10 protein-coding genes, 1 tRNA gene and 1 riboswitch are annotated in these 13,926 nt (G+C 74.5%); of the genes, 6 read left to right on the forward strand and 5 right to left on the reverse strand.

The window, feature by feature from the left end:
* Nucleotides 1-555 precede the first annotated feature (555 nt).
* The 4 genes from AB0P35_RS39355 to AB0P35_RS39370 all read right to left on the reverse strand — a co-directional run bounded on the left by AB0P35_RS39355 (nt 556) and on the right by AB0P35_RS39370 (nt 4,756).
* A complete protein-coding gene (locus AB0P35_RS39355; protein WP_363520832.1) occupies nt 556-1,920 on the reverse strand; it encodes an FAD-linked oxidase C-terminal domain-containing protein in 1,365 nt (454 codons plus the stop codon).
* Between the two features lie 144 nt (nt 1,921-2,064).
* Complete coding sequence (locus AB0P35_RS39360) at nt 2,065-2,679, reverse strand: hypothetical protein (RefSeq protein ID WP_363520834.1); 615 nt, start codon at nt 2,677-2,679, stop codon at nt 2,065-2,067.
* A 242-nt stretch (nt 2,680-2,921) separates the two neighbouring features.
* Nucleotides 2,922-3,007: transfer RNA gene (locus AB0P35_RS39365), tRNA-Ser, on the reverse strand.
* A gap of 75 nt (nt 3,008-3,082) precedes the next feature.
* Entirely contained in the window at nt 3,083-4,756 is a 1,674-nt protein-coding gene (locus tag AB0P35_RS39370) for a trypsin-like peptidase domain-containing protein (RefSeq protein WP_363520837.1), read from the reverse strand.
* 245 nt (nt 4,757-5,001) lie between these two features.
* Nucleotides 5,002-5,143: riboswitch (TPP riboswitch) on the forward strand.
* On the opposite strand from AB0P35_RS39370, the gene AB0P35_RS39375 reads away from it, so the two are divergent.
* The 4 genes from AB0P35_RS39375 to AB0P35_RS39390 all read left to right on the forward strand — a co-directional run bounded on the left by AB0P35_RS39375 (nt 5,138) and on the right by AB0P35_RS39390 (nt 9,384).
* On the forward strand, nt 5,138-6,517 hold the full coding sequence (locus tag AB0P35_RS39375; protein WP_363520839.1) for a cytosine permease: 1,380 nt from the start codon (nt 5,138-5,140) through the stop codon (nt 6,515-6,517). Its footprint overlaps the riboswitch before it by 6 nt.
* 202 nt (nt 6,518-6,719) lie before the next feature.
* Nucleotides 6,720-7,466, forward strand: coding sequence for a glycerophosphodiester phosphodiesterase family protein (locus AB0P35_RS39380; RefSeq protein ID WP_179419555.1), 747 nt, complete (start codon nt 6,720-6,722; stop codon nt 7,464-7,466).
* Nucleotides 7,467-7,694: 228 nt separating this feature from the next.
* Nucleotides 7,695-8,288: an ATP-binding protein gene (locus AB0P35_RS39385; protein ID WP_363520851.1), complete on the forward strand. Its 594-nt coding sequence runs from the start codon at nt 7,695-7,697 to the stop codon at nt 8,286-8,288.
* Between the two features lie 115 nt (nt 8,289-8,403).
* On the forward strand, nt 8,404-9,384 hold the full coding sequence (locus AB0P35_RS39390; protein WP_095874004.1) for a DUF5926 family protein: 981 nt from the start codon (nt 8,404-8,406) through the stop codon (nt 9,382-9,384).
* Between the two features lie 201 nt (nt 9,385-9,585).
* Here AB0P35_RS39390 and AB0P35_RS39395 read toward each other — a convergent pair whose 3' ends face one another.
* Nucleotides 9,586-10,236, reverse strand: coding sequence for a bifunctional DNA primase/polymerase (locus AB0P35_RS39395; protein ID WP_363520842.1), 651 nt, complete (start codon nt 10,234-10,236; stop codon nt 9,586-9,588).
* Between the two features lie 476 nt (nt 10,237-10,712).
* On the opposite strand from AB0P35_RS39395, the gene AB0P35_RS39400 reads away from it, so the two are divergent.
* Both AB0P35_RS39400 and AB0P35_RS39405 read left to right on the forward strand, forming a co-directional pair.
* A complete protein-coding gene (locus AB0P35_RS39400; protein WP_363520845.1) occupies nt 10,713-12,164 on the forward strand; it encodes a PP2C family protein-serine/threonine phosphatase in 1,452 nt (483 codons plus the stop codon).
* A gap of 134 nt (nt 12,165-12,298) precedes the next feature.
* A complete protein-coding gene (locus tag AB0P35_RS39405) occupies nt 12,299-13,795 on the forward strand; it encodes an aminopeptidase P family protein (protein WP_363520848.1) in 1,497 nt (498 codons plus the stop codon).
* Nucleotides 13,796-13,926 lie beyond the last annotated feature (131 nt).

Genomic DNA, 13,926 nt, shown 5'->3' on the forward strand with positions numbered 1-13,926 from the left:
GCGATGGGGTGTGTGGCCGCGGCCCGGGTCGGGCCCTCGCTGCGGGCCCGGGGCCGCGCGGCCGCCCCCCCCGGCCCGAGTGTGCGCAGACCCTTTCCGCTCCCCGGTGTCCTTGCCTCTTCCCGGGCTGCCCGCGGGCCGCTCCGCCGCTCGGCGCCCCCGCCGGCGGGTGGTGCGGCCGTCCTGCTCGGGCCGTCCGGGAGGGCCGGCTCAGCCGGTGGCCGCCGGGGCCGGTGCGGTCGCCCTGGCCGGTGCGGTCACCGGGGCCTGTGCGGTCGCCGGTGCGCGGGTCGGGCGCGGGACGGTGAAGCTCGCCATGCATGTCCTCCGTGGCCTGGGTCGGTCGGCGGGGCCCGCCGGAGAGAAGACTCCCGCAACAAATCGACAAAGGCATAGCTCGACGTACCCTTTTCGCCCTTTAGCGTGATGTCGAGCCGGTTGCATGCCACGGCAGGGCGCGCCGGGGCGCCCGCCCCGGGGAGCTCGGGACTCGCCGCGCGCCCTGCCCGGATTTCAGAGCGCCTTGCCCGGATTTCAGAGCGCCTTGCCCGGGTTTCAGAGCGCCTTGCCCGGGTTGAGGATGCCGAGCGGGTCGAAGACCGTCTTGATCTGCCGCTGGAGCTCCAGTCCGACCGGGCCGAGCTCGCGGGCGAGCCACTCGCGCTTGAGCAGACCGACCCCGTGCTCGCCGGTGACCGTGCCGCCGAGGTCCAGGCCCAGCGCCATGATCTCGTCGAAGGAGGCCCGCGCCCTGGCGGTCTCGTCGGGATCGGCGGAGTCGAAGATCACCACCGGGTGGGTGTTGCCGTCGCCGGCATGGCTGACCACACCGATGGTCAGCCGGTGGCGCTCGGCGATCGCGGCCACGCCGTCCAGCATCTCGCCGAGCCGGGACCTCGGCACCGCCACGTCGTCGATCATCGTGGTGCCGAGCCGTTCCATCGCGGGCAGTGAGAGCCGGCGGGCCTCCAGCAGCATGTCCGACTCGGCCTGGTCCTCGGCGGGGACGACCTCGCTCGCCCCCGCCTCCCGGCAGAGCCGCGCGACCTCTGCCAGCTCGGCCTCCTTGGCCGGGCCGTCGAAGGCGACCAGCAGCAGCGCCCGGGTGGACTCCGGCAGCCCCATCCGCGCCATCGCGTTGACAGCGCGCACGGTGGTGGAGTCCATCAGCTCCATCAGCGAGGGGACGTGCCCCTGCGCCATCACCGCGCAGACCGCGGCGCTCGCCGTCTCGGTGCTGGGGAACTCCGCGGCCAGGGCCAGCTGCGGGGCCGGGGTCGGCCGCAGCGCGACCACCGCCCGCACCACCACGGCGAGGGTGCCCTCGGAGCCGACCAGCAGCCGGGTCAGGTCGTAGCCGGCGACGCCCTTGGCCGTCCGCCGGCCGGTGCTCAGCAGCCGCCCGTCCGCCAGCACCACGTCGAGCCCGAGCACGTACTCGCTGGTGACGCCGTACTTCACGCAGCACAGACCGCCCGCGCCGGTGCCGATGTTGCCGCCGATCGTGCAGGACTCCCAGCTGGACGGGTCCGGCGGGTAGGCCAGGCCGTGCGCGGCGGCGGCCCGGGAGAGCTCGGCGTTGACCACCCCGGGCTCGACGACGGCGAGCCGGTTCACCGGGTCGATCTCCAGGATCCGGTTCATCTTCACCATCGACAGCACGATGCAGCCGTCCACGGCGTTCGCCCCGCCGGAGAGACCGGTGCGGGCGCCCTGCGGCACCACCGGCACCCGGAGCTCGGTCGCCGTCCGCAGCACGTGCTGCACCTGCTCGACGGTCTCCGGGAAGACAACCACGGCCGGCGAACCGGCCTCGCAGAACCCGGCCATGTCGTGGGCGTACGAGGCGACCACGTCCGGGTCGACGGCGACCGCCGTCTCCGGGAGCCCCGACACCAGCCGGTCGACCAGATCACCCACGGCAGCCTCCGCCTCTCGCGCATCCGTCCGATCTGCACTCTGCCCCCGTCGGGCGGGCGCGGCAAGGACGGTGCGCGAACACCGATCGGCACCCCTGACGGGCGGTCAGGGGTGCCGATCGGACGGGCGGTGCGGCCGCCGGGGTCAGTCGTGGTGCGGGCGGTCCAGCAGGACCACCTCGAACTCCTCCAGGCTGCGGACGGTGACACCGGCCGCCGGGGCGTTCTTGGCCCGCAGGGCCGCCTGCGGGCCGCGCGAGGCCTCCAGCGCGGCACGGTCGCGGAAGATCGTGCCGACCGAGGCGCGGCCCGCCGCGCGGTTCACCAGCAGGGTGCCGGAGACGAAGCCGTCGATCTGTCCCATCCCGGGCAGCAGGGTCTCGCGGAACCGCTCGACCAGGGCGTCGATCCGGGCCGGGTCGATGTCGGCACGCACCACCCGGAAGCCGGCGCCGGGCGAGGCCGGGGCGGGCGGGGTGAAGACGGCGGCCTCCCAGACGTCGGTGGTGACGGTGCCCGCGAACGGTGACAGCAGGGCGGCGCGGCGGGCCCGCAGCGCCTCGTCGCTGTCCCGCTGGGCCTGCTCGCTCTCCCACCACGAGCCCATCGCGATCTTCCCGAGCGCCCGGTCGGCGAACAGCCCGTAACCGCGGTAGCCGGGCTGACCGGTGAGCAGCCCGATGGCCTCGGCGCGCAGCGCGTCGAGCGCCTCGTCGATCAGGGCGGGGTCACCGGTGGTGTAGAGGGTGCGGACGTACATGGCTGCGGTTTCCTGTCGTCGGCCCGGCACCCTGGACGGCGCCGGGGTACGGGCACGGCACACGTCCATCGGACGGCGCCGGCCCGCACCCGGCAAGGCGGGCGACCCGTCCGGGGCATGCCTGCCTCCCGGGCTCGCCCGTTCCATGGCGCCCCGTCAGGCCCGCCGGGCCCGCCCAACGCCGAGGGCGGGCACCGACCGAAGTCGGTACCCGCCCTGAGCTGGTACTTCTTCCTCACACGCGGAGGGTGTGGGATTTGAACCCACGGTGACGCAAGGCCACGACAGTTTTCAAGACTGTTCCCTTAGGCCGCTCGGGCAACCCTCCTGGCGGAGGTCAGCCTAACGGGTCGGAGCGGGTTCGGTGCACTCCGTTTCCGGCCCAGAGTGTCCTCGGCCGGGGTCAGTTGTCGCCCTTGCGCTCGCCGAGGACGACGGTGGTCTTGGCGGCCTTGCCGTCGCGGGTGTACTCGACCTCGACCTTCTCGCCGGGCTTGTGCGTCCAGATCTCGGAGACCAGGGTCGGGCCGCTGTCGATCGGGATGCCGCCGAGCTTGGTGATGACGTCGCCCGCCTTGAGGCCGGCCTGGTCGGCGGGGCCGCCGGGGGTGACGGCCGGGGTGCCCTGGACGGCGGTGGTCTGGATCTGGGCGCCGTCGCCCTTGTAGTCGTCGTTGCGGAGCACGCCGAGGATGGCGTACACCGGCTGGCCGTCCTTGATCAGCGTCTCGGCGACCCACTTGGCCTGGTTGATCGGGATCGCGAAGCCGAGGCCGATGGAGCCGGCCCGGCCGTTGCCGCTGGTGTTGGACTGGATGGCGGAGTTGATGCCGATCACCGCGCCGGAGGCGTTGAGCAGCGGGCCGCCGGAGTTGCCCGGGTTGATCGAGGCGTCCGTCTGCAGGGCGTTCATGTACGACGCCTGCTGGCCGGTCTCGTCGCCGGAGGCGACCGGGCGGTCCTTGGCGCTGATGATGCCGGTGGTGACGGTGCCCTCGAGGCCGTACGGGGCGCCGATGGCGATGGTGGCGTCGCCGACCGCGACCTTGTCGGAGTCGCCGAGCGGCAGCGGGTTGAGCTTGTCCTTCGGCGGGTTGTCGAGCTTGATCACCGCGACGTCGTAGCCCTGGGCGCGGCCGACCACGGAGGCGTTGTAGGACGAGCCGTCGGAGAACTTGACGGTGAGCTTGCCGCCGGACGCCGCCGGGGCGACCACGTGGTTGTTGGTGAGGATGTGGCCCTCGGTGTCGAAGACGAAGCCGGTGCCGGTGCCGGACTCCTGCGAGCCCTGCGCCTTGATGGTGACGGTGCTGGGCAGCGCCTTGGCGGCGATGCCGGCGACCGAGTCCGGGGCGCGGTCGGTGACCTTGCGGCTGTCGCTGACGCTGACGGTGGTGCTGGTGCGAGTGGCGCCGCCGGAGCTGTCGTCGCCGGTGACCGCGGCGCCGATGGCACCGCCGGCCACGCCCGCGACCAGCGCGACCGCGGCGATCAGCGCGATCATGCCGCCGCGCTTGCGGCGCGGGGCCGGGCCGCCGGCCGACGGGTACGGGTACGGGTAGCCGGGGCCGCCGGGCTCGCCCGGGTTGCCGCCGCCGGGGCCGCCGGTCGGGTGGCCCCAGCCGCCGACCGGGTGGCCGGCGCCGAAGGGGTGGTGCACCTCGCCGGGGGGCGTGGGCCCGGCCGGCGGCGGGGCCGCGGGAGTGCCGTACGGGTCGGTGCCCGCGGCGGCCGGTGCCGCGTAGGGGTTGGCGTGCCCGGGCTGGGCCGGGGTGGCCGCGACCACCGGCGGCGGCGCGTCGATGTACGTGGGCACCGCCGGGGCTGCCGGCGGGGGCGCGTCGATGTACGTGGGCGCGGCCGGCGCGGCGGGCGGCGGCGCGTCGCCGTACGACGGCGCGGCCGGGGCCGGCTCGCTCAGCTTGGAGAGAGCGAGCGTGGGCGCGGACTCGACGACCGGCGGCGGCCCGTCGGCCGCCGCGGTGTCAGGAGCCGGACCCACCGTACGGGGCTCGCCGGAGGGCAGCTGCTGCTCCTCCTGCGGCCCGGTGGACCCACTCGCGTGCTCGTTGCTCACGGACGACCTCCATAGCTGACAGATCCTTGGCCCATAGTGTTTCGCATGGCTGATTCGGTTGCCGTAAGGAGCCTCCTGAAGAACATCTAAGAATCCTTAGGCGTCCCTGACAGGATGCGCCCGACCTGCGCCGGAGCGGGTGTGCGCGGCCGCGGCACGCGGCCGGCGGCCCGCGGTCCCGCGATGCGGAACGCGGGCGTCCGGGCCTTGGCGTCCGGCGCGAGGCCCGTTAGCCTGTCGTCCTCATCTGAACACGCGGGAGCTTGGACCTTCCAGGCTGAGAGTGCGCCGATCGACCGGCCGGGCGGAGCCCGGGCCCGGACGAGGGGGCGCTGACCGCCTGAACCTGTCCGGGTAATGCCGGCGTAGGGAGTTCCGGCCATGACGGCTGTTTCGCCTGCCCCTGTTCCCGATGTCGAGGCCGGCCGGCGCGTCGAGGCGCCGCTCGTCCTGGACACCGCCCCGCCGCGGACGCTCGACCTCCGCGCCCAGTTCGCGCTCTGGGCCAACCTCGGGGTCAGCCTGATCGGCTTCCAGAGCGCCGCCACCGTGCTCGGCGCCCCCGGCCACGAGCTGTCCTTCGCGGCCGCGGTCACCGCGATCGTCACCGGCACCGTGATCGGCACGGCGATGCTGGGCGTGGCCGCCCTGATCGGCGCCCGCACCGGTGCCCCGGCGATGGCGGTGCTGCGCGGGCTGTTCGGTACCCGCCTCTCCTACCTGCCGACGGCGCTGAACATCCTGCAGTGCATCGGCTGGGGCGTCTTCGAGCTGATCGTGATCGCGGGCGGCGCCCAGACGGTGGCCGGCACCCAGGGCTGGCGCTGGCTGTTCGTGCTGGTGGCCGGCGTGCTGACCACGGTGCTCACCATCTGGCCGCTCGGCTCGATCGCGGTGCTGCGCAAGTACGTGGCGATCGCGGTCGGCGTGGCGATGGTGTACTTCACCGTCCAGCTGGCCCGGCAGGGCTTCCCGGACCCGGGTGCGGGCAACTGGGACGGCTTCCTGTCGGCGACCGACGCGATCATCGCGGTGTCGATCTCCTTCGTGCCGCTGGCCGCGGACTACACCCGGCACGCGCGCACCCCGGGCTCGGCCTACTGGGGCACCTTCGGTGGCTACTCGCTGGCGCAGGTCTGGTGCTACGTGCTCGGCCTGATCGCGCTGCTGCAGTCGGGCGGCGACAGCTCGAAGATCTTCTCCTCGTTCACCGGTGTCGCGGCCGGCTGGGCCTTCCTGCTGGTGCTGGTGATCCGGGAGACCGACCAGTCCTTCGCCAACGTCTACTCGACCGCGATGTCGGTGCACAACCTGCTGCCCAAGGTGGACCGGCGGCTGCTCACCGGCGGTATCGGCGCGCTGGTGACGCTGCTGGCGCTGCGCGTCCAGGAGGGCGAGTTCAACGACACGTACGCGAGTTTCCTCTACCTGATCGGCGCGGTCTTCGTGCCGCTGCTGGCGGTGCTCGCGGTGGACTACTTCTTCGGTGCCGGGCGGAACGGCTGGAACACCGGGCAGGACGCGCCCGCCCGCTGGCTGATGCTGCTGCCGTGGGCGCTGGGCTTCGCCACCTACCAGTTCCTGGCGCCGACCGCGGTCGCCGGCTGGTGGACGGACTTCTGGCAGGGCCTGCAGTCGGCGGTGGGCTTCACCCCGCAGCCGTGGACCTCGGCCTCGCTGTTCGGCTTCCTGGTGCCCGCGCTGGCGACCTGGGCGCTGACCCCGCTGACGGCCCGCCGGCCGGCCCGCGCCGAGGACTGAGCGGACGGGCCCGCGAGGGCACGACGGCCTCCGTCCGGTGCCGCCGACCGCCGGACGGAGGTGTTCACCACGGGTTTCCCGTGCCGAATCCGATCGGACATCTACGCACTCGTAGGGTGTTGATGTGGACACTCAGAAGATCCGCCGCACCGCTCCGGCGGACTCCGGCCTCCCGGCGCCCGAGCGCTCGGCCGTCCGGGTCATCGCGCACCGCGGCTCCTCCGCGGCCCTGCCCGAGCACACCCTGGAGGCGTACGCCCGGGCGATCGAGGAGGGCGCGGACGGGCTGGAGTGCGACGTCCGGCTGACCGCCGACGGCCGGCTGGTGTGCGTGCACGACCGCACCGTCCGGCGCACCTCGGACGGCCGGGGCGCGGTGTCCGCGATGACGCTGGCGCAGCTCTCCGAGCTGGACTTCGGCTCCTGGCACTCGCCGGACACCCCGCGGCCGAGCGGCATCCTCACCCTGGCCGGCCTGCTCGAACTGGTCGCCGGGGCGGGCCGCCGGGTGGAGCTGGCCATCGAGACCAAGCACCCGACCCGGTACGCGGGCCGGACCGAGGCGGAGCTGGTGCGGCTGCTGGACCACTACGGGCTGCTGCCGCGCACTCCGGAGGAGTCCACCGTCCGGATCATGAGCTTCTCCGAGCTGTCGCTGCACCGGGTCCGCCGGGCGGTGCCCGCAGTGCCGACGGTGTACCTGCTGGAGCGCAGGCTGCCGGTGCTCGGCAGGACCAGGGCGCTGCCCGGCGGTGCCGGCATCGCGGGGCCCGGCATCGAGCTGGTGCGGCGCGACCCGGGCCTGGTGACGGCGCTGCGGCGGGCCGGGCACCGGGTGCACGTCTGGACGGTCGACGAGCCGGAGGACGTCGAGCTCTGCCTGGAGCTGGGCGTGGAGGCGCTGATCACCAACCGGCCGCGCGAGGTGCTGGCGCAGCTCGGCCGGTGAGCTCGTGAGCCTGTGACCCCGGTGGGCGGATGTGCACGGAGCGCACGGCGGGGCGCGGAACTACTGACGGATGCTCAGAGAACGCTCAATTCTTCGGACTTTCACAACAGACCGTAAGCGGTTTATCGGTGGTTGAATACCGTGAGTCGCGGGCCCTGGAAATGTCGGCCCACGATCGCCGAACGGTCGTTTCCGACGCATTCCCTGGGGGCATCCATCCCTCGGCAGATGCTGAAGGAGGTCCCGGGGGTGGCGTTGATGGTGGCGCGTGCTGTGCCCGAAAAGACAGGGCCGACTTCGTCGACCATGGCGGTGCCGCACGGTCCGGCCGGCGTCGGAGCGGCACGTCGGAGGATGCGCCGGGAGCTCGGTGCGCGGGCGGTACCGGAACCGGTCGTCGACGACGCGGTGCTGATCCTCTCCGAACTGCTCAGCAATTCCTGTCGGTATGCGCGTCCGTTGGGAAAGCTCGCGGAACTGGTCGAGCGGACGACCTCCGACATGGTGGACGCGGTGCTCGTCCGGTCGGTGACGGCGGCCCGGCACGGCGGCGCGGAGGTGGCGGAGGAATCCGCGGATCCGGGCGGCATCCTGGTGCGCTGGTGGACACACGCGGACGGGCTGGTGGTCGAGGTCACCGACGGCGGAGCGCCGACCAGGCCGCTGCCTGCCAGCCCCTCGCTGACCGCGCGCGGCGGGCGCGGGCTGAGCATCGTCGGCAAGCTGGCCGGAGCCTGGGGGGTACGCGACGCGCCGGGCGAGGTGACGGTCTGGGCCGCCCTGCCGGTGCGACCGGAGCGGCGCGACGACCCGGCGGCCTAGGCGCGCGGGGCGGAGCGGGCGCCGGGCGCCGGTGTGCCGGGTGCGTCCGCGCCGGGCCGGGGCGGGAACCTCAGTAGGCTGCGGGTGCACTGTCGCCGTTCCCGGGAGCCGCACCATGGCCAAGAAGGCCGCAAAGTCCTCGTCGCAGCCCAGCACCGCCACCGCCACCGGCGAGATCCCGGTCGTCGGTGCGCGCGAGAAGTGCCCGTGCGGTTCCGGCCGCCGGTACAAGGCCTGCCACGGCCGGGAGGCCGCGCACGCCGTGCAGGAGCTGGTGCACCGCCCGTTCGAGGGGCTCGCGGGCGAGGCCGACTGGGTCGCGCTGCGCGAGCTGGTGCCCGCCGCGACCGCTCCGCTGGCGCTGGCCGCGGGGGTGACGGAGGGCGCCGTCGGTGAGGTGCCGTCGGTGACGCTGGCGACGGTGCTGCCGCTGGCCTGGCCGGCGCTGCGCCGGGCGGACGGCTCGATCCTGCTGGGCCTGCAGACCCAGTCGAGCTCGGGCGACCTGAGCCGCGACCTGGCCGACGCGCTGGAGCTGGCGCTCGCCACCGAGCCGGGCACCCCGGTGCCGTCCCGCCGGACGGTGCCGGGCGGCCGCCGCCTGCAGGACCTGCTGGACACCTCGGCGGGCTTCGCCCCCACCGTGCACACCGGCTTCGAGTTCTGGCTGGACGACGCCGAGTCCGCGACCGGCGAGGTCGCCGCCTCGCTGGAGCGCGCCAACGCCTCGGTGATCCCGACCGAGAAGGTCGCCGGCGTGGACGCCGCCTACTGGTGCGGCACCCCGGACAAGAACCACCTGCGCTGGGTCATGACGGTGCCGGAGGAGAAGCTGCTGGACGCGCTGGCGCGGCTGTCCGCGGCCGGCCTCAGCTCGCTGGGCGAGGACACCAAGCTCGTCGGCTCGTTCCGGGCGCACGGCCTGACCGTGCCGGTGTGGGACCTGCCGCTGGAGTTCTCGGCGAAGGACTGCGAGCAGCCCGCGGCCGAGTTCGCGGAGCGGCTGGCCGGCGCGCTGGCCGAGACCGCGCCGCTGACCGCGGAGGAGCGCCGGGCCCGGGCCAACCTGGTGAGCCGTCAGATCACCCTGAACTGAACGGAAATGTGACTCCGGTCACATTTCTCCGGGCGGGACGAAAATGCCAGGTCGGCCATGGGCGGACAAATTGGCGCCCCGCCGGATCTTTGTTACTGTTTAAACAGTCCGGTCGCTGGTGCATCCCCCGTCGCCAGCGACCGGATTTTCCATTCCCGGCGGCGCCCCGCGCCGCCGATGCGCCACCGTCGTGCGCCGGGCTCAGTAGGCCAGTCGGCTGCCGTCCGGTTCGGCCGCACTCGCCGCGATCAACCCCTCCAGCAGCGTGCCCACCTGAGGCAGCCACAGGGCGTCCGCGGCCGGCGGCGACACCCAGTGCACCCCGCCGGCGCCGGTCTGCGAGGGCGGCAGCAGGACGTACCCGCCCGGCCCGTGGTAACGCAGTGAACCGGGCACCCACGGCCGCTCGGCGAGCAGGCCGCCCAGGTCCTCCAGCGTGAACGGCGCGACCAGCAGCGCGTACCGCCCGGGCGACGCCAGCACCGGACCGACCGGCACCCCCACGTCCGCGAAGTACCGCAGCACCCGCTCCCCCGCCGCGGCCGGCAGGCTCACCGCGCACAGCGACCGCCCGGTGGCGGCCACCACCGGCGCGCCCGGGGCCCGGTGCTCCCACCACCACTGCACCATGCGGCCGTCCGTGGTGGCCGCGGCCAGCGGCGGGTCGTGCGGGTGGGCCCCGGCCAGCGGACAGCGCGCCTCGCCGCAGGTGCACGGGCCGTACACCCCGCGGACGGCGCGCGCGCCCGGTACCACCGGCCAGCCGCGGTCCGCCGCCTCCAGCGCCGCCAACAGCAGCGCGCCCTGCTCCCGTCGGCGGCTCCCCGGCCACCGCAACTGCATCCGACGCATGGGCGCTCGTTCCTCTCCGCGACCGTGGGATCAGGACGACCGCCGACGCGGGGCGCGGGCGGTGTGAGACGAGGGAGGGGGAGGCGCCCGGAGGCTCCCGGCCGCGCGGCCCCTGGAACGAGAATCCCTCATACGGCCGGATGGACGCGCGCTGTGGGCCGCCGGTTCCACCGTACGAGTGAGTCGGCCCCCGGCCGGGGAGCGGTCGCGAGGCGGAAGCATACGATCCGGACCGCAGGTTGACCGAGCGTCAGCCCGAGCAGCCGCACGGCGCCGCCGCGGGCCCGCCCCGGCGCACCCGGCGCCGCACGCGACGACGCGCGCGAGCGGTCGGGAGAGACCGCGTCACGCTTATGGACATGCCCCGATCGGCCTGTGTACAAGTGGTGGATTGCTGCCGAACAGTGAGATAGCACTCGTTCTGTCCGGTCTCGGGAGTCCTGCGTGACACGTACCAGTATGTGGGGAGTTGCGACATGACCGACGCCCAGCCGAGCGGACTGGCCGTGAGCGGCGCGGCGCTGCCCGGCACGGCGGCGTGCGGGGCGGCCCCGGCAGCGTCCTGCGGGACGTCGCCCGCGGCGGCCGTCCTGGCGCCGGTGCTCCCGCTGCCCGCCTTCTTCGGCGACGAGTTCGCCGACCACACCGACGGCGATCTGCAGGACCGTTTGGCCGGATGGCTGTCCGATTTCACCAGCCTCCACGAGCACACCGAACTGCTCGCCCGTGCACGCGGCCTGGACGCCGCGCTGGCCGCCGTCCTGGAGTCCGGTGCGGCCCTGCTCGGCGCCCGGCGCGGCCTGATCACCACCACCGCGCGCGGTGCCGGCCGTGCCGTCGGCCTCGGTCTCGACCGCTCCGGCATCGGCGCCCTGGAGACGGTGCCGGTCGAACACGGCCCGTTCGCCGGGCTGCTCAGCCGGGCCGGCGACGGCGGCCGGCTGCTGATCGCCGACCTCGCCGACGACCCGTCGGTCGGCCCGCGCTTCCGCGAGGTCGCCGCCCAGCTCGGCCTCGGCGCCTGCTTCGCGCTGCCGCTCGGCACCCCGGAGGACGGCCCGCTCGGCGCCGCCGCCTGGTTCTACGACGAGCCCGCCGAACCGAGCGGACGCCGCCAGCAACTCCTGCTCCGCTACTGCGAGTTCGCCGCCCCCGTGCTGGCCGGCCAGCTGGCTGCCGACCGCTCCCGACGGGCCACCGACGCCCTGCGCCGCGGCCTGCTGCCGGACCGCCTGCCGGTGCTGGACGGTATCCGGCTGGCCGCCCGCTGCGTCACCCCCGGCCTGGAGCAGGCCACCGGCAGCGACTGGTACGACGCGGTGGAACTCCCCGACGGCACCCTCGCCCTGACCGTCGGCAGCGTCTTCGGCGACGGCCCCGGCGCCGGACCCGCCTCCGCCCCCGGCGCGGCCGCCGCGATGGGACGCATCAGGGCCGCGCTGCGCGCCTACGCCGTCCTGGAGGGCGAGGACCCGGTCTCCGTGCTCGGCGACCTCGAACTGCTGCTCAAGACCACCGAGCCGGCGCGCACCGCCACCGCCGTGTACGCCTGGGTGCAGCCCGCCGAGCGGCGGGTCACCCTGGCCGGCGCCGGCCACTGCCCGCCGATCCTGGTCACCCGGGACGAGGCCCGCTTCGTCGAGACCTCGCTCTCCGCGCCGCTCGGCGTGCTCAGCTGCTGGGAGGCACCGGGCGTCGAGCTCACCGCCGACCGAGGCGACCTGCTGCTGCTCTACACCGAGGGCCTGGCCCGCCGCTGCGGCCCGAGCCTGCACGCCGGGCAGGCCGCGCTGCGCCGGACCGCCGCGGACGCGCCGCGCGACGTCCGGCTCGACCCGGACCGGCTCTGCGCCCACCTGCTGGAGGCCACCGGCGGCGACGCCGCGGGCACCGAGGACCTGGTGCTGCTGGCACTGCGCTTCTGCTGACCGACCGCCCCCGGTGCACCCGACGGCCCCGGACAGCCGTTCGGTCCGTCCTCGTACCATGGGGGCACGGCCGCCCTTCCACGTCGCGATCCGACGTGCCCGGGCGGGGAAACGCGCGCAAGGAGGCGACGTACGTGACCGAGGACCGCACCCCGGCAGTGTCCGACAACCCCGAGGGCCTGGCCGCCGAGGAGGAGGACCAGCCGATCAAGGGCCGCAAGAACGGCCTGTACGGGGAGGTCTCCGACGAGCTGGCCGCGTCCATGAAGTCCGGCTGGGCCGACACCGAGCTGCGCGGGCTGCAGCCGGTCGCCCAGGCCCCCTATGCGGCCGAGCGGCGGGCCAGGCTGTCCGCCGCGTTCCCGGGCGAGCGGCTGGTCGTCCCGGCCGGCCGGCTGCGGGTCCGTGCCAACGACACCGACTACCCGTTCCGGGCCGCCAGCGAGTACGTGCACCTGACCGGCGACCAGACCGAGGACGCCGTCCTGGTCGCGGAGCCGACCGGCGGGAGCGGCCACGACTTCCGGCTGTACCTGCTGCCGCGCTCCGACCGGGAGAACGGCGAGTTCTGGCTGGACGGCCAGGGCGAGCTGTGGGTCGGCCGCCGGCACAGCCTGGAGGAGGCGCAGGCCCTGCTCGGCCTGCCCGCGCGCGACGTCCGCAAGGCCGCCGAGGAACTGGCCGCCGTCGAGGGCGTGCCCACCCGCATCGTCCGCGGCTACGACGCCACCCTGGAGGAGGCGCTGGCCGGCGTGCTCGACGAGGAGCGCGACGACGAGCTGAAGGTCTTCCTGTCCGGGCTGCGCCTGGTCAAGGACGAGTGGGAGGTCGGCGAGCTGCGGGCCGCCTGCGACGCGACCGTCAAGGGCTTCACCGACGTCGTCCGCGAGCTCGGCCAGGCCGTCGCCACCTCCGAGCGCTGGATCGAGGGCACCTTCTGGCGCCGCGCCCGCGTCGAGGGCAACGACGTCGGCTACGGCTCGATCTGCGCGGCCGGCCCGCACGCCACCACCCTGCACTGGGTGCGCAACGACGGCGAGGTCCGCCCCGGCGAGCTGCTGCTGCTCGACGCCGGCGTGGAGACCAACACCCTCTACACCGCCGACGTCACCCGCACCCTGCCGATCAACGGCCGCTTCAACGAGCTGCAGCGCAAGATCTACCAGGCGGTGTACGACGCGCAGGAGGCCGGCATCGCCGCGGTGAAGCCCGGCGGCCGGTTCCGCGACTTCCACGACGCCGCCCAGCGGGTGCTCGCCGAGCGCCTGCTCGCCTGGGGCCTGCTCGACCCGGCCGTGTACGACGTCGAGAAGGTGCTGGAGCTCGGCCTGCAGCGCCGCTGGACGCTGCACGGCACCGGCCACATGCTCGGCCTCGACGTGCACGACTGCGCGCACGCCCGCCGCGAGGAGTACGTGGACGCCGAGCTGGTGCCGGGCGTGGTGCTCACCGTCGAGCCCGGCCTGTACTTCCAGCTGGACGACCTGACGGTGCCCGAGGAGTACCGCGGCATCGGTGTCCGGATCGAGGACGACATCCTCGTCACCGTGGACGGCAACGAGAACCTCTCCGCCGGCCTGCCCCGCAGCGCCGACGAGGTCGAGGCCTGGATGGCCGGCCTGGCCGGCTGATCCTCGCACCGCACGTACGGCGGGGGGGGGGCCCCGGGGGGGGGGCCGGCCCCCCCCGGGGGGGGGGGGGGGGGGTGTGGGGGGGGGGGGGCCCGCCCCCCCCGCAGGGTGGTTTTGGGGCCCCGCGCGGG

The sequence above is a fragment of the Kitasatospora sp. NPDC085879 genome (assembly GCF_040686255.1).
Lineage (GTDB): Bacteria > Actinomycetota > Actinomycetes > Streptomycetales > Streptomycetaceae > Kitasatospora.

Bases quoted from the DNA above. Each gene is read 5' to 3' on its own strand.
- AB0P35_RS39360 (WP_363520834.1), bottom strand. From the start codon at position 2,679: ATGTACGTCCGCACCCTCTACACCACCGGTGACCCCGCCCTGATCGAC.
- AB0P35_RS39375 (WP_363520839.1), top strand. From the start codon at position 5,138: ATGACGGCTGTTTCGCCTGCCCCTGTTCCCGATGTCGAGGCCGGCCGG.
- AB0P35_RS39385 (WP_363520851.1), top strand. From the start codon at position 7,695: ATGCTGAAGGAGGTCCCGGGGGTGGCGTTGATGGTGGCGCGTGCTGTG.
- AB0P35_RS39390 (WP_095874004.1), top strand. From the start codon at position 8,404: ATGGCCAAGAAGGCCGCAAAGTCCTCGTCGCAGCCCAGCACCGCCACC.
- AB0P35_RS39395 (WP_363520842.1), bottom strand. From the start codon at position 10,236: ATGCGTCGGATGCAGTTGCGGTGGCCGGGGAGCCGCCGACGGGAGCAG.
- AB0P35_RS39400 (WP_363520845.1), top strand. From the start codon at position 10,713: ATGACCGACGCCCAGCCGAGCGGACTGGCCGTGAGCGGCGCGGCGCTG.